Genomic DNA, 26731 nt, shown 5'->3' with positions numbered 1-26731 from the left:
CCCCGCCGGACGGCGGTTTGGTCAGGAGTAGATCTTCTCGACCTCGTCGGCGAAGTCGGCGAGCACCTTGGCCCGCTTCACCTTCTGCGACGGCGTGAGGTAGTCGTTCTCGATCGTGAAGTCCGTGGTCAGCACCCGGATCTTGCGGATCGACTCCGCCCGGGAGACCGCCTCGTTGGCGCGGGTGACCGCGCGGTCCAGGGCGGCGAGCACCTGCGGGTTCTCGGCCGCCTCCGCGACGCTCATCGCGGGCAGGCCGTGGTTGGTCAGCCACTGGGGAAGCATGTCGGCGTCGAGCGTGACGAGCGCGCCGATGAACGGCTTGCCGTCGCCGACGACGACCACCTGGGAGACCAGCGGGTGGCCGCGCAGGCGGTCCTCGAGCACCGCGGGGGCGACGTTCTTGCCGCCGGCGGTGACGATGATCTCCTTCTGGCGTCCGGTGATGCGCAGGTAGCCGTCCTCGTCCAGCGTGCCGATGTCGCCGGTGACGAACCATCCGTCGTCGAACGCCGCCGCGGTGGCCTCGGGGTTGTTCCGGTACCCGCGGAAGACGTTGGGGCCCTTGACCTGCACCTGGCCGTCGGGACCGATGCGCACCGAGCTGCCGGGGTACGGCGGTCCGACGGTGCCGATCTTGACGAGCCCGGGCCGGTTGACGGTCGTCGGGGCGCCGACCTCGGTCAGGCCGTAGCCCTCGAGGACGACGACGCCGATCCCGCGGAAGAAGTGCCCGAGCCGCTCGCCGAGCGGGGCGCCGCCCGAGACGGCGTAGACGAGGTCGCCGCCCATGGCGGCGAGGATCTTGCCGTAGACGAGCCGGGAGGCGAGGGCGTGCTGGGCCTTGAGGGCCGCCGTCGGGCCGCCGGGACGGTCCTGGGCGCGGGAGTACTCGATGGCCACCTTGGCGCCCCAGCGGAAGATCCGCTTCTTCGTGCCCGCCCCGGCCTTGGCGTCGGCCGAGTTGTAGACCTTCTCGAAGACGCGCGGCACGGCGAGCAGGAAGGTGGGCCGGAACGCGTTCAGGTCGGCCACGAGGTTCTTGGCGTCCGGCACGTGCGCCATGACCGCCCCCGAGTAGACGCACAGCACCTCGACGAAGCGTGCGAAGACGTGCGCCAGCGGCATGAACAGCAGGGTGCGCTTGCCGCTGCCCCGCACGACGTCGGAGAAGTTCGGGTCGTCGGTGCCGTTGACCACCAGGGACACGAAGTTGCCGTGGGTCAGCTCGACGCCCTTGGGCCGCCCGGTGGTGCCGGAGGTGTAGATGACGGTGGCCAGGTCGTCCATGCGCACGGCGTCCGTGCGCTCGTCGATCACCTGGTCCGGGACGTCGGCCCCCTCGGCGGACACCTGGGAGATGGCGAACTCGTCGATGACGAAGACCTTCTCGAGCGACTCGACCTTGCCCACCAGCGGCTCGACGAGCGCGGCCATGGCGCGGCTCTCCACGAAGACGAACCGCACGGCGGAGTCGGACACGATCCACTCGACCTGCTCGGCGGAGGACGTCTCGTAGATCGACACGGGCACGGCACCGGCGGACCAGCCGCCGAAGTCGACGACCGACCACTCGTAGCTCGTCCGGCTCATGATCGCGATGCGGTCACCGGGCTCGAGGCCGAGCGCCACCAGGCCCTTCGCGAACGCCCGCACCTCGTCGAAGAAGACCTTCGTCGTCACGGGCACGAAGCTCGACCCGAGGGCGGACTGGCGCTCGAAGATCGTGCCGTCGGGCTCCCGGGCGGCGCGGTCGCGCAGGATCTTCGGGATCGACATGTCGGCGGTGAGATTGCCCCGGCCGGGCGTGGAGACCTCGTGCAGCGTGGTGGTCTGGGCCATCGTGTTCCTTCCTTGCGTCGCGTCAGCGGCGCGTGTGCGTCGGTCGGCGCGGGCGGTGCGTGTCAGCGACGCGGTTCGGGCTCGTCCAGCTCGTGGTCGACGACGACGGCCGAGTCACCGGCGGGCGCGCCCAGGATCTCGAGGTCGCCGCGCACCCGGCCGGCCGCCCGCAGGTCCGCCAGGGCCTGCTGGACGAGGGCGATCGACTCCGCGGGCAGCTGCAGGCGCGCCCGCGCGAACGTGGTGCGCTGGGAGACCTTCGCCTCCGACTTCACCTTGCGCAGGGCGGCCAGCGCGTCCCCGGTGGCGCCGATGAGGGCGGGGTCGCCGTCGGCGGCGGCCGCACGCAGCGGGGCCGAGGCCGGCCAGGGGGCCTGGTGCACGGACCCGGTGCGGTACCAGCTCCACACCTCCTCGGTGGCGAACGGCAGCACCGGCGCGAACAGGCGCAGGAACGTGTCGACGGCGATGGCCAGCGCGGCCCGGGCGGAGGCCGCCTCCGCCGGCGGCAGGGCGCCGTCGCGGTTGTACGCACGGTCCTTGACCAGCTCGAGGTAGTCGTCGCAGAACGTCCAGAAGAACGTCTCGGTGGTCTCGAGCGCGCGGGTGTGGTCGTAGGCCTCGAAGGCGGCCGTCGCGGTGTCGACCACGTCCGCCAGGCCCGCGAGCATCGCGCGGTCGATGGGGGCGGTGACCGCGGCCGGGTCGAGGACGAGGTCCTCCTCCCCGCCCATGGTCAGCGCGAACCGCGAGGCGTTGAGGATCTTGATGGCGAGGCGGCGGCCGATCTTCATCTGGCCGACCTCGAATGCGGCGTCCGTGCCCAGGCGGGCGGAGGCCGCCCAGTAGCGCACCGCGTCGGAGCCGTGCTCCTCGAGCAGGCCCATGGGCGTGACCACGTTGCCCTTGGACTTGGACATCTTCTTGCGGTCGGGGTCGAGGATCCAGCCCGAGATGGCGGCGTGCTTCCACGGGAGCGCGCCGAACTCGAGGTGGGCGCGGACCACGGTGGAGAAGAGCCAGGTGCGGATGATGTCCTGGCCCTGCGGGCGCAGGTCCATCGGGTAGACCCGCTCGAAGAGGTCCTGGTCGCGCAGCCAGCCGCCCGCGATCTGGGGGGAGAGCGACGACGTCGCCCACGTGTCCATGATGTCGACCTCGCCCACGAACCCGCCGGCCACGCCGCGCTGGTCCTCGGTGTACCCGGCGGGGACGTCGATGCTCGGGTCGACGGGGAGCTGGGCCTCGTCCGGGGTGAGGACGCGCTCGTAGTCGGGCTCGCCGTCGTCACCGACGGCGTACCAGACCGGGATCGGGACGCCGAAGAAACGCTGACGGGAGATGAGCCAGTCGCTGTTGAGCCCGTTGACCCAGTTCTCGTAGCGCACCCGCATGAAGTCGGGGTGGAAGTCGAGCTCCTTGCCGCGGGCGATGAGGTTCTCCCGCAGCTCCTTGCCGTTGGCCTCCGTGTGCGGGCGCCCGCCGTTGCGGATGTACCACTGGCGCGAGGTGACGATCTCGAGGGGCTTGTCGCCCTTCTCGAAGAAGTTGGTCTTGCGCTGCGTGGGGACCGGCTCGCCGACCAGGTCGCCGGAGGCCTTGAGCGCGTCGACGACCGCGGTCCGGGCCGAGAACGTCGTCTTGCCGGCCATCTCGCCGTAGGCGGCGCGACCGGCCTCGTCGGTGATCCAGTCCGGGGTGTCGGCGAGGATGCGGCCGTTGCGGCCCAGGACGGGGCGCGTCGGCAGGTCCAGCTCGCGCCACCACTGCACGTCCGTGAGGTCGCCGAAGGTGCAGCACATCGCGATGCCGGCGCCCTTGTCCATCTCCGCCGCCGGGTGGGCGAGCACGGGCAGCTCGACGCCGAAGATGGGCGAGGTGACCGTGGTGCCGAAGAGGTCCTGGTAGCGCTCGTCGTCGGGGTGGGCGATCAGCGCCACGCACGCGGGCAGCAGCTCCGGGCGGGTCGTCTCGATGTGGACCGGGGAGCCGTCCGGCTTGTGGAAGGCGACCTTGTGGTAGTGGCCCGGGTAGTCACGGGCCTCCAGCTCGGCCTGGGCGACGGCGGTCTGGAACGTGACGTCCCACAGCCCCGGCGCCTGGGCCTGGTAGGCCTCGCCGCGGGCGAGGTTGCGCAGGAACGCCGCCTGCGCGACGGCCTGGGCGTCCTTCCCGATGGTCTGGTAGTGGTGCTGCCAGTCCACGCTGAGGCCGAGGTGTCGCCACAGCGCCTCGAACTGCTGCTCGTCCTCGGCGGTGAGGCGCTCGCACAGCTCCACGAAGTTCCGGCGGCTGACCGGCTTCTGGTCCGCGGCCTTGACCGACTTGCCCTCGCCGCCTGTGTGCGGCGGGGTGAAGTCGGGCTCGTAGGGCAGCGAGGGGTCGCAGCGGACGCCGAAGTAGTTCTGCACGCGGCGCTCGGTGGGCAGGCCGTTGTCGTCCCAGCCCATCGGGTAGAAGACCGCCTTGCCGCGCATGCGCTGGAAGCGCGCGACGACGTCGGTGTGGGTGTAGCTGAACACGTGGCCGACGTGGAGCGAGCCCGAGACGGTCGGCGGCGGGGTGTCGATGGAGTACACCTGCTCGCGGGTGGCGCTGCGGTCGAAGGTGTAGGTGCCCTCGCTCGTCCACGCGTCGTTCCAGCGGTCCTCGATCCCGTCGAGGCTGACCTTCTCCGGTACCGACGGCGCGGGGAAGGTCTCGACGTCGACGGAGGGGGCCAGGGATGCATCGCTCATGGTGACCGATTCTTCCACGACGGCGGACGTGGCCGTCGTCACGGTCCACGACCTCAGCGGCGGGCCAGGGCGATGAGCCTGTCGAGGATGCGGGCGCCGTCGGTCCGGATGCCGTCGTGGGCGTAGTCGTTGCTCACCCACGGGCGTGCGTCGTGCAGCGCCTCGGCAGTGGCCATGGACAGGTCGAAGGGGACGAACATGTCGTCGAGGTAGACCGCCGCCGCGACCGGCGGGCCGTCTGCCGCGAGGGCCTCCGGGTCGTACAGCACCGGGAAGTCGTCCTTGGCGGCCAGCAGGTCCGCGGCGTCGGCGAGCGGGGCCAGGGCCGGGTCCTCGCGCAGCTGCCACGGGTAGACGTGCTCGCCGGTGAGGAAGAAGGGGATGGAGGTGTCGGCCGGGTCGGCGTCCTCGGCGAAGCCGTCGACGTGCTCCCGCAGCCGGTGCGCCGCCCACCGCGTCGCCCGGCCCTGGGCGTAGATCGCCTCGTGGAGCACCGCGTAGAGCGGGTTGGTGGCGTGGCTGAGGAGGGCACCGACGTCGGCGAGGACCGCCCGGCTGACCCGGCGCGTGCCGCCGACGGTGACGAACGGGTCCTCCAGCACGTAGTGCAGCGCGTCGAACCCCAGGTCGGCGCCGAGCCGGATGCCGATCTGCCGCACCCGGCGCGGGGTGAGCCGTTCACCGGTGGGCAGGAGCTCCACCGTGTCCGCGAGGTGCCGGGCGAGCAGGCGCAGGCTGGCCTCGTCGCCCGGGTAACGGGCGAAGTACTGCCGGTTGCGGCGGGCGGTGAGGGCGTAGGTGCGCCGGTAGACGTCCTCGGCGCCCGCGGTCAGCCCGGGCAGACCACCGGTGACCAGGGCCTCCCTGACCGCGTGCGGGGCGACGGAGAGGTACCGGGTGATGACGAAGCCGCCGAAGGACTGGCCCAGCAGCGACCACGGGGTGCCCCCGAGGAGCGCCTCGCGGAGCCGCTCGGCGTCGTCGACGATGGCGTCGGCGCGGAATTTGGCGAGGTAGTCGGCCTGCGCGCGGGCGTCGCCCCGCGCCGTCACGGTCAGCGCGTCGGCGGGCGTGGACAGCCCGGTGCCGCGCTGGTCCAGGAGGACCACGCGGTAGTCGCGCAGCGCCCGGTCGAGCCACCCCGTCAGCTGGGCCGGCCGGTCCGCCCGCCCCCCGGGGCCGCCCTGGAGGTAGAGCAGGTGCGGGAGGTCCTCGCCGCCGTCGCGGACGATCTCGCGGGCGAAGATCGTGATCCGCTCGCCCGCGGGGTCGGCGTGGTCGAGGGGGACGGCCAGCCGGTGCTCGAGCACGCGGTGACCGTCGCGGCGGTGGTCGGCGGTCTCCAGCGCGCTCACCGGCCGGGCCTCACCGTCGGCGTGGGCACGACGACGTCGGGCATGGCGTCGGAGAAGCGGGCGATGGTGGCCTCCGCGCGGCGGACGCGGGCGAGCGCGTGGCCGGGCAGGACGTCGTCGAGGAAGTCGTAGCTGTCGGCGGTCGCACGCGCTGCGCGGTCCCCGGTGCGGGCGGCCGCGACCGTGGCGTCCCACCAGTCGGCGATGTCGCCCCAGCCGGGAGCGGCGAGCGACCCGCCGAAGTGCTGCACCGCCAGGGCGGAGCACAGGACCGCGAACCGGAGCCGCCGCTCGAGGTCCCACCCCTGCAGGGTCCCGCCGATCAGCGCGGCGGCGAAGACGTCGCCGGCGCCGGTGGCGTCCAGCGCCCGCACCCGCAGGGGGGAGACCTCGACCTGCGAGCCGGTCGCGGAGTCGACGGCCAGCGCCCCCTCCGCCCCGAGCGTCACCACGACCAGGGGGACGTGCTCCGCCAGGGCGCGGGCAGCCGCGACCGGGCTGTCCGTGCGGGTGTAGGCCATGGCCTCGACGGCGTTCGGCGTGAACGCGTGGCAACCGTCCAGGGTGGTGAGACGGTCCGGGTCCCAGGTCTCGGAGGGGTCCCATCCGCCGTCCGCGAAGACGAGCGAGCCGGCGGCCGCGGGGGCGCGCCACCAGGGTTCGCCGTCGTCCCCGGGGTTCGTGATGTCGGCGACGACGGCGCGGGCCGCGGGAGCGGACGCCATCAGCGTGCCGGCCGGCTCGGGGTCGTCATGGCCGTGGCTGACCATGGCGCGGTCCCCGTCGAGGGCGAGGGAGACGGTGACCGAGGTGTGCCAGTGCCGGTAGCGGCGGGACGCGGAGAGGTCTACGCCCTCCTGCTGGGACAGGACCGTCCAGAGCCAGTCGGCGTAGGCGTCGTCACCGAAGCCCGACGCCAGGCCGGTGCGCATGCCGAGGCGTGCGGCGGCGACGGCGAGGTTCGCGATCCCGCCGGGGGCGGTGCCCATGCCCTCCGCCCAGACCTCGGTGCCCGGGACCGGTCCGCTCGGCATGCCGGTGAAGATCAGGTCGAAGAAGACGGGGCCGGTGACCAGCAGGTCGAGGGGGTCTGAGGGGGCGGGGCTCATGGTGCCTACGATCCTGCCATCCCGCTAGCGTGGGCCAGGTGATTCTGACGATCCTCGGCGGGGGCGGCTTCCGCGTCCCGCTGGTCTACGAGGCGGTCGCTGCGGCCAGGGACAGGGTCCCGGTGGACGAGGTCGTCCTGCTCGACGACGATCCGGATCGCCTGGCGGTCATGGCCGACGTCCTGCGTCAGGTCGGCGGGCACGGCCAGGCGGCGGGCGGTGCGTACACGGCGGGAGCGCCGCGGGTCCGGGCGACCACGGACCTCGACGAGGCGCTGACCGGCGCCGACGTCATCTTCTCCGCCGTCCGGGTCGGCGGGACTGCGGGGCGCACCCGGGACGAGCGGGTGGCGCTGGGGGAGGGGCTGCTGGGCCAGGAGACGGTCGGGCCGGGCGGGCTCGCGTACGCGCTGCGCACCGTCCCAGAGGTGGATCGGATCGCGGCCCGGATCGCGGAGCTCGCGCCCCGGGCGTGGACGATCAGCTTCACGAACCCGGCGTCGATCGTCACCGAGGCGATGCGGGCCCGGCTGGGCGACCGGGTGGTGGGCATCTGCGACACCCCCATCTCCCTGGTGCGGCGTGCCCTGCGTGCCGTCGGCCTCGACGCCCGGGCGTTCGACCGCGGCGACGTGACGATCGACTACGCCGGGCTCAACCACCTCGGCTGGCTGCGCGGCATCCGTGCCGGCGGCGAGGACCTGCTGCCCGCCCTGCTCGCCGACGACGCCGCCCTCGGGGGTCTGGAGGAGGCCCGTCTGATGGGGGCCGGCTGGCTGCGGGCGCTGCGCGCCGTGCCCAACGAGTACCTGTACTACTACGACTTCACCCGGGAGGCCGTCGCCGGCATCGCGGCGCAGGAGTCCACGCGCGGGGAGTTCCTGCTCGGCCAGCAGGCCCGGTTCTACGAGGCTGCCGCCGCCGAGCCCGGTCGGGCCGCCGAGCTCTGGCGCACCGCGCTCGCCGAGCGCGAGGCCACGTACATGGCCACCGAGCGCGAGGCCCAGCAGGCGGGGGAGCGGGCCGAGGAGGACCTCGGCGGCGGGTACCACGAGGTCGCCGTCGACCTGATGGCCGCCCTGCTCGGCGGCGAGGAGCACCGCATGATCCTCGACGTCGCCAACACAGGCGCCGACGGCCAACCCCTGGTCGCCGGCCTGCCCGCCGACGCGGTCGTGGAGGTCCCGGTGCACGTGGACGGCGAAGGGGTGCACCCGCTGCCCGTCGAACGCCCCCTGGAGCCGGCGATGCTCGCGCGGGTCCAGGCGGTCAAGGCCTCGGAGCGGCTCGTCATCGAGGCGGCCCGGACGCGTTCGCCGCAGACGGCCTGGCTGGCGTTCGGCATGCACCCGCTCGTCGACTCCGCGGAGGTGGCGCGGCGGCTCGTCGACGCCTACCTCTGACCGCAGTTCGGGGCGATGGTCCCCGGCTCGTCGGGCGGGTACCGCTGACGGTCGCTGCGTGAGGGGTGACGGGAGCCGGGCTGGGCGCTCTGTGGCGGGCACCCTGTCGGGGACGCCGGACGCCGGACGCCGGACGCCGGGCGCTCTGTGGCGGGCACCCTGTCGCGGGACGCCGGACGCCGGACGCCGGACGCCGGGCGCCGGGCGCCGGGCGCCGGATGCCGGGCGCCGGACGCCGGGCGCCGGGCGCCGGACGCGACCGGGACCCAGGTCCCTTTCGTCCCCGTCCTGCACGAGTTGTGCTGGTAGGGAACGGCCGCGGAGTGCGCTCCGCCCCTGGAGCGCCACGCGCGAGGTCAGGGAGGGACCGGCCATGAAGATCGCCTACTACCACGCGTCCCGGTTCGGCAACGGTGCCGCGGTGGCGGCAAGGTTCGCGGAGCTGATGGCCGAGAGAGGCGTCACGGTCGACGTCCAGCACATGCGTGACGCCGACCCGAAGCACCTGCCCGCGGCCGACGTGTACGTCTTCAGCGCGCCTGGGTTCATGGGCAAGCCCCGCCGCACCGCGCGCAGCTTCGTCGGGCGGGTGCGGCTCGAGCCGGGGGCCCGGTACGCCATCCTCACCACCGAGGCCGCGGTGAAGCCGGACAAGAACGGGCAGATGCCAGACCCGGCGAAGCTGGAGCACTGGCAGCAGGTCATGCCGACCATGCGGAAGCTCCTCGAGGGCAAGGGCGTGGAGGTCGCGGAGGGCACCGTCAAGGTCACCGACCTCAAGGGGCCCCTCGAGGACGGCTGGGAGGAGAAGGTGCGCGCCTTCGCCGACCAGATCTCCTCGATCCAGAGCTCGGCGGCCTGAGCTCGGCCCTCACGTGGGGTCCGCCGTCGTCGCTGCCCTCTTCTCCGGCTGCGGGCCGCACGGCGCTGCGAGAAGGTGGGAGGACGGCGCACCGCGCACCACGACTGAGGAGGAGACGCATGACCATTCATCACTGGGCCCGTGACAGCGAGGCTGAGCAGTCCGACGACTTCCGGCGGGTCCTGTGGACGGGGCAGCACAGCCAGCTCGTCACCATGACGATCGAGCCGGGCGGCGAGATCGGTGAGGAGACGCACCCGGACAACGACCAGATCCTCAGCTTCGTCTCCGGGTCGGCCAGGGCCGTGATCGACGGCGAGGAGCAGCTCGTCGCCGCGGGTGACATCGTCGCCGTCCCGGCCGGCGCCCGGCACAACTTCATCAACGTCGGACACAGCCCGCTGGTGCTCTACACGATCTACGGGCCGGCCCACCACGCCGAGGGCGCCGTCCACGCCACCAAGGAGGAGGCGGACGCCAAGGAGGAGGCCGGGGAGGACGAGCCGCCCCAGAAGTAGCCGTCGGAGGGGGAGCACGCGCCGGCCTGCCAAGATGGCCCCATGAGTCTGACGATCGGTTACGCAGCAGCCCTGGAGCAGTTCGCGCCCATGGAGGCCGTCGAGTACTCGGCGCTCGCCGAGGAGCACGGCTTCTCGGGGGTGATGGCGGCCGATCACTTCCAGCCGTGGACGCCGACCCAGGGGCAGGCCGGCTTCGTGTGGAACGTGCTGACCGCCGTGGCGGAGCGCACCCGCGGAGACCTGGGCCCGGGCGTCACGGCGCCGACGTTCCGGTGGCACCCGGCCATGGTCGCCCAGGCGTCCGCGACCCTCGCGGCGATGTACCCCGGCCGGCACTGGCTCGGGCTCGGTTCGGGCGAGGCGCTGAACGAGCACATCGTCGCGGAGTACTGGCCCGAGGCGCCCGAACGGATCAACCGGATGTTCGAGGCCATCGAGATCATCCGGAAGCTCTTCACCAACTCCCTCGCCGGCAAGGACACCAAGCACTCCGGGACCTTCTACAAGCTCGAGTCCACGCGGCTGTGGTCGATGCCGGAGGAGGCGCCGCCGATCCTGGTGGCCACCGGCGGCCCCGTGACCGCGAAGCGTGCGGGCAAGCACGCGGACGGGCTCATCACCGTGGGGGCGCCGCTGGAGAAGATCGGTGGGCTGTTCGAGAAGTTCGCCGCCGGGGCGAAGGAGGCCGGCAAGGACGCCGACGCCATGCCGAAGGTGCTGCAGCTGCACCTGTCCTGGGCGCCGACCGACGAGGAGGCGCTCGCGAACGCGATGGACCAGTGGCCCAACGGCGGGATGAAGTTCCCCAAGGCGGACATCCGCTCCCCGTTCGACTTCGCCGCCATGGCCAAGCTCGTGCGCGAGGAGGACTTCGCCGGCCGCATGGTGATCTCCGCCGACCCCGACGAGCACCGTGCCGAGATCCAGCGCTACGTCGACCTCGGCTTCGACCGCATCTACCTGCACAACGTCGGGCGTAACCAGCGTGAGTGGCTCGAGGTCTTCGGCCGCGACGTCCTGCCCAAGCTCGCCCGATGAGCGCCGACAACATGCTGCTGGCCCAGGCGCCCGACGGCGTCCCGACCATCACCCGCGGCGACGACCTGGCCGCCATCCTCGTCCCCGTGCTCGAACGGATGTCCTGGCCGGACGGGTCAACGGGGCTCGCGGACGGGGACGTCGTGGTTGTCTCCTCGAAGATTGTGTCGAAGGCCGAGGGACGGCTGGTCGCGGCGCGTGACGAGGCGGAGCGCGACTCGGTGATCGAGGGGGAGACGGTCCGTGTGGTCGCCGAACGGGCGCGGCCGGACGGCACGACGTTGCGCATCGTCGAGAACAAGCTGGGCCTGGTGATGGCCGCCGCCGGGGTCGACAACTCTGACGTCCCCCAGGGGACGGCCCTCCTGCTTCCCGAGGACCCGGACGCCTCGGCGCGCCGGCTCCGACGCGGGCTGCACGCCCGCACCGGCGTCCGGCCGGCCGTGCTGGTGACGGACACTGCGGGGCGGCCGTGGAGACGCGGGGTCGTGGACATGGCTATCGGCGCCGCAGGGGTCGACGTCCTCTCCGACATGCGGGGGAGCACTGACGCCTACGGGCGCGAGCTTCGCACCACGGTGATCGGTGTGGCGGACGAGATCGCGTCTGCCGCCGAGCTCGTCAAGGGCAAGGTGTCGGGGCGGCCGGTGGCCGTCGTGCGCGGGATGGGGCACCTCGTGACGCCGGATGACGGCGAGGGGGCGGCGTCGCTGATCCGTCCGCCGGAGGAGGACATGTTCCGCCACGGCGTCGCGGACGACTGAGGCGCATACCTACTCGCTGGTTTTTTCGTCCCTGTCCCTGGGTCCTGCTCGACCGAGGTTAGCCATCTCGGTGTGCCGGTCCGACAGTCCTCCTCCACCGAGATTCAGCCATCTCGGCGTGCCCGGTCGTGTTCCCGCCGTCCGAGCTGACGCGCAGCGCAGCGCCTCAGAAAGGCGGTGGGGCGTCGTCCTTGTCGTGGTGCGTGGGCTCCGGAGTGGCGTGCCGGGGTGGGCGGATGGCGATGAGGGTGGTGGTGCCGTTGGTCTCGCGGCGGTAGGTGTGGCCGGAGGGGGTGGTCCAGACGAAGATGCCGGGTTCGGGCTGGGTGACGTGGAAGGCGCCGACGGTCTTGGTGGTGTGGTCGCGTTTGCACATGGAGCCGAGCTGGTGGAGGGCGGTGGTGCCGCCGGCGGACCAGGCTTTGGTGTGGTCGATCTGGGCGCGGCGGGCGGGGACGGTGCAGGCGGGGCGTACGCAGGTGGTGTCGCGGGCGCGGACGAGGTGAAGCGTTCGGGTTTGTGTGCCGCATCGTTTCTTGCGAGGAAGGATGCAGGTATGCCGAAGCAGTACGACGCCGCGGCGAAGGAGCGCGCGGTGCGGATGGTCAGGGAGCAGGTCCCGGAGTACGGGTCGATCACCAAGGCGTGCGAGGCGGTCGCGGCGCGTCTGGGGATGTCCCGGGAGACGTTGCGGGGGTGGGTGCGTCAGGGCGATGTCGACGCCGGCGCCCGGGACGGGATGACGACCCAGGAACGCGAGGAGATCAAGGCGCTCAAGGCGCGGGTGCGGCGCCTGGAGGAGGACAACGCGATCCTGAGGTCCGCGGCGACTTTCTTCGCGGGGGAGCTCGACCCCCGAAACCGATGATCATGGAGTTCATCCGCTCCCAGCACGCCCAGGGCCGCTCGGTCGAGTCGGTCTGCCGGGTCCTGTCTGACCAGGGCCTGCAGGTCGCCGCGCGGACCTACCGGGCCTGGCGGGCCCGGACCTCCCTGGCGCCGCGGGAGCTGGCGATGGCGTACCTGGTCAACGCCATCCACTCCCTGGCGTTCGTCCTGGACCCCACCACGGGCCGGTACCGGCTGCTGCCCGAAGGCCTGTACGGGCGGCGGAAGATGACCGCCCTGCTCCGGCGGGGCGGCCTGGAGGTCTCCTACGGGCGCGTCGACGCCGCGATGCGGGCCCTGGGCCACCACGGGATCAGCCGGGCCCGGCGCCACCGCACCACCGTGCCGGGCAAGGACGGCAAACGGGCCGGGGACCTGCTCAACCGGGACTTCACCGCGCCGGCGCCGAACCTGGTGTGGGTCACCGACTTCACCTACGTGCGGACTTGGGAGGGGTTCGTCTACGTCGCCTTCATCGTCGACGTCTTCGCCCAGCGGATCCTGGCCTGGCACGCCCAGCGCACCAAGGTCACCGACCTGGTGATGGTCCCGCTGCGCATGGCGATCTGGCAGCGCGACCGCGAGGAGCGGCCCGTCTCGCGCGGGCAGCTGATCCACCACTCCGACGCGGGCAGCCAGTACACCTCGATCCGGCTGACCGAGCACCTGGCCGTGGAGGACATCGCGCCCTCGATCGGCACGGTCGGCGACGCCTACGACAACGCCCTGATGGAGTCGATCATCGGCCTGTACAAGACCGAGTGCATCGCCACCACGGTCTTCCACGACGGGGCGTACAAGACCCTCGGCGACGTCGAGTTCGCCACCGCCGGGTGGGTCGCCTGGTACAACAACACCCGGTTGCACTCCAGCATCGGGATGGTCCCGCCCGTCGAGCACGAGCAGGCCCACTACGCTGCCCTCGAGCCCGAGGCCCAGCCAGTATGAGAGCGGCACGAAAACCCGAACGCTTCAAGGTCCTGGAGGGCGGCGGGGGGTCGGTAGCGGGTGCGGCCGAGGTCGGTGACGACGCCGCTGAGGGGGTCGGTGATCAGGCGGCGCCAGGTGCCGCCGGCGGCGAGGGCGCGGGCGATGTCGGGGGTGATGGGGCCGTACCCGTCGAGGTGGGCCGCCTCGGCGGGCTCCGGGTCGTCGGCCGCGTCCGTGTCGGCGGTGTGCGGGACGGCCGGGTCGTCGCCGGTCGTGGCGGCCAAGCCGGCACCGGGGTCGGTGTCCGGTCCGCCGGGGGACACGCCGCTCCCGCGGCCGCTGGCGGCCGTGCCTTCGGGGTCGGCGGTGGGCAGGGCTGTCCCCTCGGGCTGGGTGTCGGGTGGCAGGACGGTGGCGAGGGGGACGGTGACGTGGACGGTGATGTCCGGGACGGCGAAGCGGTCGGGGTGGCGCAGCAGGAGCTGGTGCAGCGGTGGGTACTCCACGGTGCCGGGCGGCCCTCCCGGGACAAGACCGGGCGGAGCCGGGGACGGCGTCGGCGGCGGCTGACCGTCACCGCCGGCCGTGGTCCCGCAGGTCGGCACGGCCGCGCCGGTGCCGGTGCCGGTGCCAGGGCTGCAGGGGGTGCTCTGGCCGACGGCGGTGACGTCGGCGCCCGGGGGCGGACTCGTGCTCTCGGTCGTGGACGGCGGCGGGGTGGCCGGGACGCCGACGTCGTCGCTGCTGTTGTCGTCGGCGGCCCCGTGGTTCTCGGCGGGTTCGGGGCCGGTGTGGCCGGTCAGGAGGGCGGCGTGGGTCAGGGCGAGGAGGGCGTCGGCGCGGAGCTGGTCGATGGTGCGGGGGTCGCCGTCGTGCTTGGCGGTGTGGGCGATGGCGTCCAGGGTCAGGTCGACCTGGACGCAGTCCTGGGCGGGCAGGACGGCGTAGATCGAGCCCATCCCGTCGGGCAGGGCCCGGGTGTGGTTGACGTGCCGTTTCGCCCGGGCGCGGGCGTGGCGGGCCTGGGCGTCGGCGGGGTCGACCTGGACGAGGGCCTTGGCCAGGTCGCGGCGGACCTGGGCCACGGTGCGCCCGTCGGCCTCCTCCAGCACGTCGTGCTCGACCTGGACGGCGACGGGGACGGGGGAGGTGGCCAGGGTGGTCACGATGGCCCGGGCCTTGGGGTAGTCCACCACCCCGGCGGCCACGGCGGCGGCGGTCTCGGTGAAGGTGCGGGTCAGGCCGTGCCCGACGGTGATGAGGGTGCGGGCCTCCTGGCGGGAGACGGCCAGGCGCATGGCGATCTCCTCGGCGGTGACGTCCACCGGTTTCTCGACCGCCGGGTGGGCGAAGAAGGTCGCCGCGTCGGACAGGCCGGCGGCGGCGCGGGCGACCTGCCCCGCGGCCCAGCTCTCGATGCGGCGGTGGGCGGCGAGGACCTCGATCCCCGCCGCCCGCCCCAGGGTGCGGGTCTGCGTGCCGGTCAGCACCGCGGCCAGGTCGGGCCCGGCGCGCATCCCGGCCAGGGCCGCGATCCCGACCCCGAGCACCGAGACGTCCTCCCCCGGGTCGAACACCGTCTCCATCCGCCGCCGCAACGCCCGCGACCACGCCGGCCGGACCCCCTCCGCGGCCCCCACGCCATCGCCGTCGGCATCGCCATCGGCGGCGTCGCCGGCCCCGGCGACCTGGCACGCGGTCCCGCCGGTGCCCGTGCCGGGCTCGTCGGCGGCGTCGTTGCCGTGACCGGCGTCGTCGTCCGGGAGGGCGCCGGCGCGGGTGAACCCGGCCGGGGCCAGGCCCGCCAGCACGGCCGCACCCTCGGCGTCGCGCGTCGGCGTGGCCGTGGCCGGGGAGTCGTCGGGACCGATCAGGTCCGCCAGCACCTCCTGCGCCCACGGGTCCCCGGCCTCGAGCAGCACCCCCAGCCCCGCCAGCCCCACGGTCGACAGCTCCCGCGCCCGGGCCACGCGTTCCTCCGCGCCCGCCCGCCCGGCCAGGGCCCGCAGATGCGCGCACGGGCCACGCCACCCGTCCTGCGGGCAGCACCACCCGCCGCCCTGCCGACCCCGCTCCGCATCCATGTATCGAACACTAGTGCGACCTACTGACATCGGCCCCGACAAGGCGGTCCGCTGTGGAAACGGTGGAGGTTCAGGGCATCGTCCTCGAGCCCATGGCCGGTCAGCGGGCCATGGCCAGCTCCATGGCGCAGCGATCCGCTACGACGGCCGTCCCGGCGGGGCTGACGTCCTGAGGTAACCGGCCCGGTTGGTCGCGATGTGCTCCATCAGCATCCCGCGGGGGCGACAGAGCGGTTACGCGCCGACGTAGGCGTCGCCGAGCCGGAGCGACGGGCGTTTCACCTGCGTGACGGCGCGGTCCATCACGAGGAGATCGTGGCTCCCCGCGCGGACCCGCTGCGCGTCGACCCCGTACACCTCGCTGACGAGCTCGCCGGTGAGGACCGCCGCCGGCGGACCGGCGGTCACCACCCGCCCGCCTGACATCACGATCACCTGGTCCGCGTACCGCAGGGCGTGGTTGAGGTCGTGGAGCGCGGCGAGCACGGCCACCCCGTCCGCAGCGAGGTCCCGGGCCAGCGCGAGGACGTCGAGCTGCGCCGCCACGTCCAGGTGGTTGGTCGGCTCGTCGAGCAGGAGCACCTCGGGCTGCTGCGCGAGCGCCCGTGCCAGGTGCACCCGTTGACGCTCCCCGCCCGAGAGCGTTGAGAAGTCTCGGCCGGCGAGGTCCGAGGCACCCGCGCGTGCCAGCGCCGTCTCGGCGATCTCGACGTCGGAGGCAGAGTCGGCACCCCACCGGGATCGGTGCGGTGTCCGCCCCAGCAGCACGACGTCGAGCACATCACGCGACACCGGCGCCGAGGAGTCCTGCTCGACCAGCGCCATGCGCCGCGCGCGCTCCCGGTGCGTGAGCCGGCCGAGGTCGGTGCCGTCGAGCATGACGGCCCCTCCGGCCGGCAGCGCTCCGACGAGGGCACGGAGCAGGGTCGACTTGCCGGCCCCGTTCGGCCCCACCACCGCGGTCACGGCTCGGGCGGGCACCTGGGCGTCCACCCCGTCGAGGATGGTGACGCCGTCGAAGCCCACACGGACGCCGGCGATAGCCAGGTCGCTCACGAGGCGGCCCTTCGCCGCAGCAGGACCGCGAAGACGGGCGCCCCGACCACCGCCGTCAGGATGCCCACCGGCAGCTCGCGCGGCTCGAAGAGGCTGCGGGAGGCCGTGTCGGTGAGCAGGAGGAACGTCGCCCCGGCCAGGGCGGCGACGGGCAGCAGCCGATGGTGGCGCTCGCCCACCAGCAGGCGCACGGCGTGCGGCACCACGAGCCCGACGAACCCGATGGCGCCGGCCACCGAGACGAGCAGACCCGTCAGCAGCGCCGTCGCCCCGAGCAGGACCCAGCGGGTGCGCGTGACGGCGACGCCGAGCGAGGCGGCGGAGACGTCGCCGAACGTGAAGGCGTCGAGCGTGCGTGCCTGGCCGGCGAGATACGTGCCGACCACGGCGGTCGCGCCGAGCGCGGTGAGCGCCTCCGGCCACGTCGCGCCTCCGAGGGAGCCCATGAGCCAGGTGAGGATCTCCCGGTAGGAGTCGCCGGTCGAGGACCAGAAGATCACGAAGCTGACGACGGCGGACCCGGCCTGGGCCACCGCCACGCCCGCCAGCACTGTACGCACGGGGGAGAGCCCGCCGCCGCGGCCGGTGGCGAGCGCGAGCGTGAGCACCAGGGCAGCCACGGCGCCCACGAACGCGGCGACCGGCAGAGCGGCCGCGAGTCCCAGCACGAGCACCAGCACGGCGCCGACGGACGCCCCGGACGACACACCGAGCAGATAGGGGTCGGCGAGGGGGTTGCGCGTCAGGGCCTGCATCACGCCGCCGCACAGGGCCAGCCCGGCGCCGACGGCGGCGGCCGCGACGACCCGCGGCGCCCGACCGGACCACACGATGGCGTCCTGGATCTCCGACAGCGGGTTCGCCGGGCACCAGCCCCCGGCCGGGGTCGAGACCCCGGCGCACAGGTGGTGCCAGGCGGAGGTCCACACCTGCGCCGTCGAGATGTCGGCCTGGCCGAGCGTCAGCGCCCAGCCGGCGACGCCGGCCAGGACGACGGCGAGCGCCGAGAGCGCGAGGCCCATCGGCGCGCGACCCCGGCCCGTGCGCCGCGGTGCGGGCGGACGGTGCTGCGTGCCCGTACCCGCGCCCGGGCCCGACACCCGGGATCCCCGAGGAGCCGGCGGCGCCGGGGCGGCTGGCCGCGTCGCTGTCACGGTGTCACCCCGAGCTCCGCCAGCTGCTCGGCAAGATCGGTCACGGCCGGCACGTTCCGCACGCCCGCCTCGGTCGCGGGGAACGGCACGACCAGGTACCGCTCCTCCTGCACGGCCGGCAGCGTCGCCGTGACCGGGTTCCTTTCGAGCGTCGCCCTCTTGTGCTCGGCGGTGTTCCAGGTGGCGTCGACCAGCACGATGACGTCCGGGTTCGCCTCGGCCACGGCCTCCCAGCCGAGCGACGTCCACGTGTCCTTGACCTCGCCGGCGACGTTCTCCAGCCCGACCGCGTCCATGATCATCTGCGGGGCGCCGATGCCGGCGCCGACGTACGGGACGTCCTCCCCCGAGGAGTACCACAGCGCGGTCAGCCCCGCGTCGGAGCGCACGACGGAGTCGAGCTCGGCGCGCTGCTCGGCGACCAGGTCCGCCGCTGCCTCGTCCGCCCCGAGAAGGCGCCCTGCCTCCGCGATCTCGTCGAAGACGAGGTCGAACGTCAGCTTCTCCGGCCGGTACGCCGGGCCCTTGCACGCCGACGGCGAGACGTACGTCGCGACGCCGAGGCCCTGGAACATCGCCCGCTCGCCCGCCCCGTCAGCGCTCAGGTTGGACTCCCAGCCGGCGTAGATCAGGTCCGGCTCGAGCTCGAGGACGGCCTCGGTCGACGGGTTCTTCTCCGCCAGCACCGGCACGTCCGTCGCGGCGGCAGCGAGGTCCGCCGGCACCGGGCCGTCGGCGAACGCGGTGCCCACCAGCCGGTTCCCGGCGCCGAGGGCGAGCACCATCTCGGTGGCGGAGGACTTGATCGTGACGATCCGCTCGGGCGGGGCCTCGAGCGTCGTCTCGACGCCGCACGAGGTGGCGGTCACCGGGAAGGCTTCCGCGACGTCGTCCGGGGCTCCTGAGCCGCCGGGCCCCGATGTCGCTCCCGCCGGCCCGGCCGCCGTCCCACCGGCGCCGAACGTGTCGGAGCCCGCGCACGCGGCGAGGGACCCGCCCAGGGTGAGGCAGGCGACGAGGGCCAGGGTGCGTCGTCGGAAGGACGCGGTGCGCCTTGGACGGAGAGGGCCTCGTCGCGGGGAGGTGGAGGGGCCCGGAGGGGTGGCGCGTCGTCCGGACGACCGGTGCGGCGCGGACAGCTGGCGCGGGGCGGTGGGCACGCGGTGGGGGACGGCGGGCACATGGCGTGGGGTGGGCACGAGGGCGCTCCGGAGGTCGTCGGGCTGGTCGCCGCAGTCACTGCGCTGCGCATCGGCGGACGGTGACCCACGTCCAGGCCCACGCTCCGGGTCAGTGCCGACCCGAGGTCCACCGCCATCCTAGTGGGCGCCCACCCTGCATTCGCGCCCGCAGACGGACGGCTCGGGGCACCATGGGCACCTGGACCGCCGGCAGCGTCGCCGGGGGTGTCAGGGCCGCACCGCTGTCGCCCCCGATGGAGGACCCGATGACCGTCCGGAAGATCGCGCTGACCCAGACCCCGTGGACAGGCGACAAGGAGTCGATGATCGCCCGCCACGAGGACTGGACGCGCCAGGCGGCCGCCCAGGGAGCCGAGGCGATCTGCTTCCAGGAGCTCTTCTACGGTCCCTACTTCGGCATCACCCAGGACACGAAGTACTACTCCTACGCCGAGCCGGTCCCCGGCCCGACCACCGAGCGGTTCGCCGCCCTCGCCAAGGAGCTGGGGATGGTGATCGTGCTGCCGATCTACGAGGAGGAACGGCCCGGCATCTACTACAACACCGCGGTCATCGTCGACGCGGACGGCACCGTCCTCGGGAAGTACCGCAAGCACCACCTGCCGCACCTGCCGAAGTTCTGGGAGAAGTTCTACTTCCGGCCCGGCAACCTCGGCTACCCCGTGTTCGACACCGCCATCGGCAAGGTCGGCCTCTACATCTGCTACGACCGGCACTTCCCTGAGGGCTGGCGCGAGCTGGGGCTGAACGGCGCCGAGATCGTCTTCAACCCCAACGCGACCGCGCCCGGCATCTCCAACCGCAACTGGGAGCTCGAGCAGCCGGCCGCCGCGCTGGCCAACGAGTACTTCGTCGCGGCGGCCAACCGCGTGGGCGCCGAGACCAACGAGTACGGCGACGAGGCCGTGAAGTTCTACGGCAGCTCCTACGTGGTCGGGCCGGACGGGATGTTCGTGGGGGAGTGGGCCTCGAGCACCGAGCCCGAGCTGAAGATCTGGGAGATCGACCTCGACCTCATCCGGGAGGTCCGCGACCGCTGGCAGTTCTACCGCGACCGCCGCCCGGACTCCTACGTCGCCGTCACGGCGCCGTGACGGAGCCAGGCCCGTGAAGACCCTCGTCACCGGTGGCACCGTCGTCAGCTCGACCGGCCGCTCGGAGGCCGACGTCCTCATCGACGGCGAGACCATCGCGGCCGTCCTGCCGCCGGGCTCGACGGTCCTGGGTTTCGACGTCGCCGCCAACGTCGACACGGTGATCGACGCGACCGGCAAGTACGTCATCCCGGGCGGGATCGACGCCCACACCCACATGGAGATGCCCTTCGGCGGCACCTTCGCCTCGGACACCTTCGAGTCCGGGACGACGGCGGCAGCCTGGGGCGGCACCACCACGATCGTCGACTTCGTGGTCCAGTACCCCGGCCAGCACCCGGTGGAGCAGTACCAGGCCTGGCACGGCAAGGCCGACGGGAGCTCCGCGATCGACTACGGGTTCCACCAGATCCTCTCGGACGTGCAGGACTCCACCCTCACGGCGATGAACGAGCTGATGGACGAGGGCGTGACGAGCTTCAAGCTCTTCACCGCCTACAAGGGCGTCTTCCTCTCCGACGACGGCCAGATCCTCAGGGCGATGCAGCGCGCCGCGGACACGGGCGCGATGATCATGGGCCACGCCGAGAACGGCTCCGTCATCGACGTGCTGGTCCAGCAGGCGATCGAGCGCGGGGACACGGACCCGATCTACCACGGCCTCACCCGGCCGTGGCAGGCGGAGGCGGAGGCCACCCACCGGCTCATCATGCTGGCCGACCTCACCGGCGCACCGCTCTACATCGTGCACGTCTCGGCCAGGCAGGCCGCCGACCAGATCGCCGCCGCCCGCGCGCGGGGGCAGAACGTCTTCGGCGAGACGTGCCCGCAGTACCTCTACCTCTCCCTCGAGGAGCAGCTCGGCGCCCCCGGCTTCGAGGGCGCCAAGTGGGTGTGCTCGACCCCGCTGCGCTCGCGGGCGGAGGGCCACCAGAACCACCTGTGGCACTCGCTGCGCACCAACCACCTCCAGGTCGTCTCCACCGACCACTGCCCCTTCTGCATGAAGGACCAGAAGGAGATGGGCGTGGGCAACTTCTCCAAGATCCCCAACGGGATCGGCGGGGTCGAGCACCGGATGGACCTGCTGTACCAGGGCGTCGTCACCGGCGAGATCACCCTCGAGCGGTGGGTGGAGCTGTGCTGCGTCACCCCGGCGCGGATGTTCGGCCTGTACGGGCGCAAGGGGGTCATCGCCCCCGGGGCCGACGGCGACGTCGTCGTGTACGACCCGAACGGGCACACGAGCATCGGGGTCGGCAGGACCCACCACATGAACATGGACTACTCCGCCTACGAGGGGTTCGAGGTCGACGGGCACGTCGACACCGTCATCTCCCGCGGCGCGGTCGTGGTCGACGGCGGTCAGTTCCACGGCCGGCCGGGCCACGGGAAGTACCTGCGCCGCTGCCTGTCCCAGTACCTGGTGTAGAGGAGGCCCGGCCCGTGGACTTCGGTGTCGTGCTGCAGAACAACCCCCCGGCGTCGCGGGTGGTGGACCTGGCCCGCCTGGCGGAGACGCACGGCTTCTCGCACGTGTGGACGTTCGACTCCCACCTCCTCTGGCAGGAGCCGTTCGTCGTCTACAGCCAGATCCTGGCGCACACCCGCAAGGTGGTGGTCGGGCCGATGGTCACCAACCCCATCACCCGGGACGTGACCGTGACGGCGTCGGCCTTCGCCACGCTCAACGAGATGTTCGGCAACCGGACGGTCTGCGGGATCGGGCGCGGGGACTCCGCGGTCCGCGTCCTCAACGGCCGCCCCGCCACGCTCGCCCAGCTGCGCGACGCGGTGCACGTCATCCGGGAGCTCGGCAACGCCCGCCCGGTGGAGATCAACGGCTCCAGCGTGCGCTTCCCGTGGACGCTCAGCTCCCGGCTCGAGGTCTGGGTGGCCGGGTACGGTCCCAGGACCCTCGCCCTGACCGGCGACGTCGCGGACGGGTTCATCCTCCAGCTCGCCGACCCCGACGTCACCGCCTGGACGATCCGGGTGGTGCGCGAGGCCGCCGAGCGGGCCGGGCGCGACCCGGACTCCCTGCAGTTCTGCGTCGCCGCGCCCATGTACGTGGGGGAGGACCGCCCCCACATGCACGACCAGACCCGCTGGTTCGGCGGCATGGTGGGCAACCACGTCGCCGAGCTCGTCGCCCGGTACGGCGCGGACTCGGACCTGCCACGCTCGCTGACCGACTACATCGCCGGCCGCCGGGGCTACGACTACAACCAGCACGGCCGGGCCGGGAACACCCACACCGACTTCGTGCCCGACGAGGTGGTCGAGCGGTTCTGCCTCCTCGGCCCCTGGCCCGAGCACGTGGCCCGCCTCAAGGAGCTCGCCGCGCTCGGCGTCACCCAGTTCGCCGGCTACCTCATGCACGACAACAAGGAGGAGACGCTGCGCGAGTACGGCGAGCACGTCATCCCCGCGCTGCGGGCCCACGTCCTGGCGAAGGCATGAACCATGAGGAGACGACCATGACCACCGCCCAGACCACCACGTCCCCGCCCGCCACCTCCGTGGTGGCGCACTGGGTGGACGGAGGGCCGTTCGCCGGCACCTCCACCCGTTCCGGGGAGGTGTTCGACCCGGCGACCGGTGAGGTGGCCCGCCGGGTCGCGCACGCCTCGGCGGAGGACGTCGACGCCGCCGTCGCGTCGGCGAGGGCCGCCTTCCCCGCCTGGCGGGACACCTCCCTCGCTCGCCGCACGCAGGTGCTGTTCGCGTTCCGCGAGCTGCTCGCCGCACGCCGGGAGGAGCTCGCGGCGGTCCTCACGGCCGAGCACGGCAAGGTGCTCTCCGACGCCCTCGGCGAGGTCAGCCGGGGCCTCGAGGTGGTCGAGTTCGCCTGCGGGATCCCGCACCTGCTCAAGGGCGCCACCTCGGAGAACGTCTCCACGGGCGTCGACGTCTCGTCGGTGCACCAGCCCCTGGGGCCGGTGGCGATCATCTCGCCGTTCAACTTCCCGGCCATGGTGCCGATGTGGTTCTTCCCGATCGCGATCGCCGCGGGGAACACGGTGGTGCTCAAGCCCTCGGAGAAGGACCCGTCGGCCTCGCTGTGGATGGCGGAGCGCCTCGCCGAGGCCGGCCTGCCGGCCGGGGTGTTCAACGTCGTGCAGGGCGAGAGGACCGCCGTCGACGCCCTGCTGACCCACCCCGACATCAGGGCGGTCTCCTTCGTCGGCTCCACACCGGTGGCGCGGCACGTCTACGAGACCGCCACCGCCCACGGCAAGCGGGTCCAGGCGCTCGGCGGCGCCAAGAACCACATGGTCGTCCTGCCCGACGCCGACCTCGACCTCGCCGCGGACGCCGCCGTCAACGCCGGGTACGGCTCGGCGGGGGAGCGGTGCATGGCCGTCTCGGCCCTCGTCGTCGTCGAGCCCGTGGCCGACGAGCTCGTCGCCAGGATCGCCGAGCGCTCGCGGGCCCTGCGGGTCGGTGACGGACGGCGGGGCTGCGACATGGGCCCCCTTATCACCCGCGCCCACCGCGACCGGGTGGCCGGGTACGTCGACGCCGGCCGGGAGGCCGGCGCCGAGGTGGTGCTCGACGGGCGCGGCGTCGAGGCCGACGGCGGGGCGGACGGCTTCTGGCTCGGCCCCACGCTGCTGGACCGGGTCACCCCGGCGATGAGCGTGTACACCGACGAGATCTTCGGCCCGGTCCTGTCGGTGCTGCGGGTCGGCAGCTACGAGGAGGCGGTCGACCTGATCAACGCCAACCCGTACGGCAACGGCACCGCCATCTTCACGGCCGACGGCGGAGCCGCCCGCCGGTTCGCCGGCGACGTCGAGGTGGGCATGGTCGGCATCAACGTGCCGATCCCCGTCCCGGTGGGGTACCACTCCTTCGGCGGGTGGAAGAGCTCCCTCTTCGGCGACTCCCACGCCTACGGCCCCGACGGCGTCCACTTCTTCACCCGCACCAAGGCGATCACCACCCGGTGGCCCGCCCCCAGCCACGGCGGCATCAACCTCGGGTTCCCCCAGCACACCTGAGGCCCGAGCAGTCCGCAGCACCGAGCAGTCCGCCACCGAGCGGTCCGCAGGACCGAAGGAGGAGCGAACCGTGACCGCACCCCAGGACGTCCGGGCCGGCCGGGCCCGCGAGCTCGACCGCGCCCACATCTTCCACTCCTGGTCGGCGCAGGCGGGGCTCGACCCGATGACTGTCGTCACGGGCCGGGGCTGCGAGGTCGTGGACGAGGACGGACGCACCTACCTCGACTTCTCCTCCCAGCTGGTCAACCTCAACATCGGGCACGGGCACCCCCGGGTGGTGGCCGCGATCCAGGAGCAGGCCGGGCTGCTGGCCACCGTGGCGCCCGGGTACGCCAACCTCGCGCGCGGCGAGGCGGCCGAGCGGATCCTCTCCCACGCCCCGGACGGCTTCACCAAGGTGTTCTTCACCAACGGCGGTGCCGACGCGAACGAGAACGCCATCCGGATGGCCCGGCTGCACACCGGCCGGGACAAGGTGATCTCCTTCTACCGCTCGTACCACGGCAACACGGGCGCCGCGATCGTCGCGACCGGCGACTGGCGGCGCGTCCCCAACGAGTACGCACGCGGCCACGTGCACGTCTTCGGGCCGTTCCTGTACCGCTCGGAGTTCTGGGCCAGCACCGAGGCCGAGGAGTGCGAGCGGGCGCTCCACCACCTCGAGCGGGTCGTCCAGGCCGAGGGCCCGAGCTCGGTCGCCGCGATCCTTCTCGAGACCGTCGTCGGCACCGGCGGGGTGCTCGTCCCGCCGCCGGGCTACCTCCCCGGCGTGCGCGAGATCGCGGACCGGTACGGGATCGTGCTGATCCTCGACGAGGTGATGGCCGGGTTCGGGCGGACCGGCTCCTGGTTCGCCCTGGACCAGCACGACGTCGTGCCCCACCTGATCACGTTCGCCAAGGGTGTGAACTCCGGGTACGTCCCCGCCGGCGGCGTGATCCTCAGCGCCGAGATCTCGGCCACGTTCGACGACAGGGTCTTCCCCGGCGGGCTCACCTACTCGGGGCACCCGCTCGCCATGGCCTCGATCGTCGCCGCGCTCGACGCCATGGCGGAGGAAGGGGTCGTCGAGAACGCCGCCCGCATCGGCGAGGACGTGCTGGGCCCCGGGCTGCGGACCCTGGCGGCGCGCCACCCCCTCGTCGGAGAGGTGCGTGGCACCGGCGTGTTCTGGGCGCTGGACCTGGTGCTGGACAGGTCGACCCGGGAGCCGGTGCCGGCGGCGGAGGTCGTGGCCATGCGGGCCGCGCTCGCGGCCCGGGGGCTGCTGGCGTTCGTCGCCGACAACCGGATCCACGTGGTCCCGCCTTGCGTGGTGACCGACCAGGAGGTCGCTCGGGCGCTGGCGATCTACGACGAGGTCCTCACCGACGCCGAGGAGCGCCTGCTGGGGTGAGCGCCGTGCTGACTCAGTGCCCGCCCGGCACCCAGAGGTCCACCCACACGAGGCGGTGGTCCGACGTCGGGAACGGGTACATGCCGGTCAGCTCGGAACCGGCCTGGTCCGCCATCGGCCAGAACACGCCCGAGCCGCGGACGACCAGGTTCTTCGACGGCAGCGCGTAGTCGACCCGGAGGTTGCCGGGCGCGTCGTCGGCGAAGTCCGCCGTGTCCAGGGCGGCGTCGCCCTCGTGGTGGTTGTTCGCCCCGCCCTGGACGGCGGCGGCCTCGACCGCCCCCTGCGACGTGGGCCGCGGGTCGCGGATGCGCGGGTGGTCGAGAAGCTGGTCGACGGCGCCCGGGACGGAGTCGCCGTCGTGCGGGTCGGCGTTCTGGTCGCCCACGACCACGAAGCGGCTCCCGGGCCGCAGCCCGCCCTCGGTGCCCTCGTCGTCGTAGATGTAGGCGCTGTCCCGGCGGCTGCCGACGTAGTCCGCCCAGAACCGGATCTCGTCGTGGTTGCGCAGGCCGTTGCGGTCCTCCGGCCCGTCGAACGTCGGCGGCGTCGGGTGCGACGCGAGCACGTGCACCGTCCCGCGGCCGGTCTCCACGGGGACGTCCCAGTGCGACTTGCTCGACAGCGGAAGGACGTCCAGCTCCTCGGGGCTGTACCAGTCGGCCGGCTCGTCGGTGGTCGGGTCGTCCGGCAGGAGCGCGCCGGGCATGTCCTTCCAGCGGAAGTCCTGGAAGGTGCGCACGCTGTCGGCGTCGATCGGGTAGCGCGAGAGCACGACCATCCCGTACTGGCCGGGGAACTCGCCGAACCCGAGCGCGTCGTCGGCCGTGCCCGTCCGGCCGTCGTTGTTGAGGTCGTAACCGGAGTCCACCCCGGTGTTCACCGGCGCGGTGAAGGCGTACGGGTAGCGGACGGGCGACTCGCCGTGCTGGGACACCTCGAGGTACTTCTGGCGGAACAGGTCCACCGCCGCGCCGTCGTCGTCGTGGTCGAACTCGTTGAGCAGGACGACGTCGGGCCGCGTGGTCTGCAGCACCTGGGCGATCGCCCGGGCCTGCGGGTCCGTGCCGTCGGCGAGGTCGGCCACCAGGCCCCCCTCGGACGGGCGGTTCAGCGAGACGTTGTAGGTCGCGACCCGCAGCGGCGAGCGCTCGGCGCGGTTGGTCCCCACGGGGTCCGGGTCTGCCGACGCCGGCGCCCCGAGCGCGAGCACGCCCGCCGCGGCAGTCGCCGCGGCGGCCAGTCCGCCGACCCACCGCCCATGTCCTCGCATGTGACCACCGTA

At 73.1% G+C, this 26731-nt stretch carries 21 protein-coding genes; 11 read left to right on the top strand and 10 right to left on the bottom strand.

Translation table 11 applies throughout. The annotated features are described in order from the left end of the window. Window positions 1–21: 21 nt before the first annotated feature. The 4 genes from ATJ97_RS04995 to ATJ97_RS04980 form a co-directional block, all read right to left on the bottom strand. Entirely contained in the window at window positions 22–1842 is a 1821-nt protein-coding gene (locus ATJ97_RS04995) for an AMP-dependent synthetase/ligase (protein ID WP_170037122.1), read from the bottom strand. A gap of 62 nt (window positions 1843–1904) precedes the next feature. Beyond that, window positions 1905–4580: a valine--tRNA ligase gene (valS, locus tag ATJ97_RS04990; protein ID WP_098485243.1), complete on the bottom strand. Its 2676-nt coding sequence runs from the start codon at window positions 4578–4580 to the stop codon at window positions 1905–1907. A gap of 53 nt (window positions 4581–4633) precedes the next feature. Further along, window positions 4634–5935 carry an alpha/beta fold hydrolase gene (locus tag ATJ97_RS04985; protein WP_098482792.1) on the bottom strand — a complete coding sequence of 434 codons (1302 nt, stop codon included), beginning with the start codon at window positions 5933–5935 and terminating at the stop codon, window positions 4634–4636. Then, on the bottom strand, window positions 5932–7044 hold the full coding sequence (locus tag ATJ97_RS04980) for a carbohydrate kinase family protein (RefSeq protein ID WP_098482791.1): 1113 nt from the start codon (window positions 7042–7044) through the stop codon (window positions 5932–5934). Before ATJ97_RS04980 ends, ATJ97_RS04985 begins: the two co-directional genes overlap by 4 nt. A 38-nt stretch (window positions 7045–7082) precedes the next feature. Here ATJ97_RS04980 and ATJ97_RS04975 point away from each other — a divergent pair, with 38 nt between their 5' ends. The 5 genes from ATJ97_RS04975 to cofE all read left to right on the top strand — a co-directional run bounded on the left by ATJ97_RS04975 (window position 7083) and on the right by cofE (window position 11632). Beyond that, window positions 7083–8447 carry a family 4 glycosyl hydrolase gene (locus tag ATJ97_RS04975; RefSeq protein ID WP_098485242.1) on the top strand — a complete coding sequence of 455 codons (1365 nt, stop codon included), beginning with the start codon at window positions 7083–7085 and terminating at the stop codon, window positions 8445–8447. 373 nt (window positions 8448–8820) lie between these two features. Next, window positions 8821–9309 carry a flavodoxin family protein gene (locus ATJ97_RS04965; protein ID WP_098482790.1) on the top strand — a complete coding sequence of 163 codons (489 nt, stop codon included), beginning with the start codon at window positions 8821–8823 and terminating at the stop codon, window positions 9307–9309. Between the two features lie 119 nt (window positions 9310–9428). Continuing rightward, entirely contained in the window at window positions 9429–9827 is a 399-nt protein-coding gene (locus tag ATJ97_RS04960; RefSeq protein WP_098482789.1) for a cupin domain-containing protein, read from the top strand. 42 nt (window positions 9828–9869) lie between these two features. Then, window positions 9870–10868 (top strand): TIGR03557 family F420-dependent LLM class oxidoreductase, encoded by a 999-nt coding sequence (locus ATJ97_RS04955; RefSeq protein ID WP_098482788.1) that lies wholly within the window; start codon window positions 9870–9872, stop codon window positions 10866–10868. Next, window positions 10865–11632: a coenzyme F420-0:L-glutamate ligase gene (gene cofE / locus ATJ97_RS04950; protein WP_245862147.1), complete on the top strand. Its 768-nt coding sequence runs from the start codon at window positions 10865–10867 to the stop codon at window positions 11630–11632. The genes ATJ97_RS04955 and cofE overlap by 4 nt, the downstream gene beginning before the upstream one ends. 166 nt (window positions 11633–11798) lie before the next feature. Here the strand turns inward: cofE and ATJ97_RS04945 are convergent, their stop codons facing one another. Then, window positions 11799–12008 (bottom strand): hypothetical protein, encoded by a 210-nt coding sequence (locus ATJ97_RS04945; RefSeq protein ID WP_098482787.1) that lies wholly within the window; start codon window positions 12006–12008, stop codon window positions 11799–11801. Between the two features lie 180 nt (window positions 12009–12188). Between ATJ97_RS04945 and ATJ97_RS04940 the strand changes: the two genes are divergently transcribed. Beyond that, window positions 12189–13468, top strand: a protein-coding gene (locus ATJ97_RS04940) for an IS3 family transposase (RefSeq protein ID WP_098482786.1) whose coding sequence is annotated in 2 segments (ribosomal slippage) — window positions 12189–12462 and window positions 12462–13468 — 1281 coding nt in all. Because the reading frame shifts where the segments join, the coding sequence is not laid out codon by codon here. Here the strand turns inward: ATJ97_RS04940 and ATJ97_RS04935 are convergent. The 4 genes from ATJ97_RS04935 to ATJ97_RS04920 all read right to left on the bottom strand — a co-directional run bounded on the left by ATJ97_RS04935 (window position 13432) and on the right by ATJ97_RS04920 (window position 18613). Then, the gene (locus tag ATJ97_RS04935) at window positions 13432–15534 is read right to left on the bottom strand and encodes a DUF222 domain-containing protein (RefSeq protein ID WP_143426875.1); all 2103 of its coding nucleotides are present in this window, start codon (window positions 15532–15534) and stop codon (window positions 13432–13434) included. The two genes, ATJ97_RS04940 and ATJ97_RS04935, sit on opposite strands and share 37 nt — an antisense overlap. A 234-nt stretch (window positions 15535–15768) precedes the next feature. Next, window positions 15769–16590 (bottom strand): ABC transporter ATP-binding protein, encoded by an 822-nt coding sequence (locus tag ATJ97_RS04930; protein WP_098482784.1) that lies wholly within the window; start codon window positions 16588–16590, stop codon window positions 15769–15771. Then, the gene (locus ATJ97_RS04925) at window positions 16587–17612 is read right to left on the bottom strand and encodes a putative F420-0 ABC transporter permease subunit (RefSeq protein ID WP_098482783.1); all 1026 of its coding nucleotides are present in this window, start codon (window positions 17610–17612) and stop codon (window positions 16587–16589) included. The genes ATJ97_RS04930 and ATJ97_RS04925 overlap by 4 nt, the downstream gene beginning before the upstream one ends. A 128-nt stretch (window positions 17613–17740) precedes the next feature. After that, a complete protein-coding gene (locus ATJ97_RS04920; protein WP_245862144.1) occupies window positions 17741–18613 on the bottom strand; it encodes a putative F420-0 ABC transporter substrate-binding protein in 873 nt (290 codons plus the stop codon). A 578-nt stretch (window positions 18614–19191) separates the two neighbouring features. Here ATJ97_RS04920 and ATJ97_RS04915 point away from each other — a divergent pair. The 5 genes from ATJ97_RS04915 to ATJ97_RS04895 all read left to right on the top strand — a co-directional run bounded on the left by ATJ97_RS04915 (window position 19192) and on the right by ATJ97_RS04895 (window position 25446). After that, window positions 19192–20040: a nitrilase-related carbon-nitrogen hydrolase gene (locus tag ATJ97_RS04915; RefSeq protein ID WP_098485239.1), complete on the top strand. Its 849-nt coding sequence runs from the start codon at window positions 19192–19194 to the stop codon at window positions 20038–20040. A gap of 13 nt (window positions 20041–20053) precedes the next feature. Further along, a complete protein-coding gene (gene hydA / locus ATJ97_RS04910; protein ID WP_098482782.1) occupies window positions 20054–21472 on the top strand; it encodes a dihydropyrimidinase in 1419 nt (472 codons plus the stop codon). Window positions 21473–21486: 14 nt separating this feature from the next. Further along, window positions 21487–22503: a TIGR03842 family LLM class F420-dependent oxidoreductase gene (locus tag ATJ97_RS04905; RefSeq protein WP_098482781.1), complete on the top strand. Its 1017-nt coding sequence runs from the start codon at window positions 21487–21489 to the stop codon at window positions 22501–22503. Between the two features lie 17 nt (window positions 22504–22520). Then, entirely contained in the window at window positions 22521–24047 is a 1527-nt protein-coding gene (locus ATJ97_RS04900) for a CoA-acylating methylmalonate-semialdehyde dehydrogenase (protein WP_098482780.1), read from the top strand. 70 nt (window positions 24048–24117) lie between these two features. Beyond that, entirely contained in the window at window positions 24118–25446 is a 1329-nt protein-coding gene (locus tag ATJ97_RS04895; protein ID WP_098482779.1) for an aspartate aminotransferase family protein, read from the top strand. Window positions 25447–25459: 13 nt separating this feature from the next. On the opposite strand, the gene ATJ97_RS04890 is transcribed toward ATJ97_RS04895, so the two are convergent. Beyond that, window positions 25460–26719, bottom strand: a complete 1260-nt coding sequence (locus tag ATJ97_RS04890; RefSeq protein WP_098482778.1) for an endonuclease/exonuclease/phosphatase family protein — start codon at window positions 26717–26719, stop codon at window positions 25460–25462. Window positions 26720–26731: the final 12 nt, after the last annotated feature.

The sequence above is a fragment of the Georgenia soli genome (assembly GCF_002563695.1).
GTDB classification, from domain to species: Bacteria; Actinomycetota; Actinomycetes; order Actinomycetales; family Actinomycetaceae; genus Georgenia; species Georgenia soli.
Note: the sequence above shows the minus strand (reverse complement) of the source record. Positions and strands in the feature narration are given on the sequence as shown.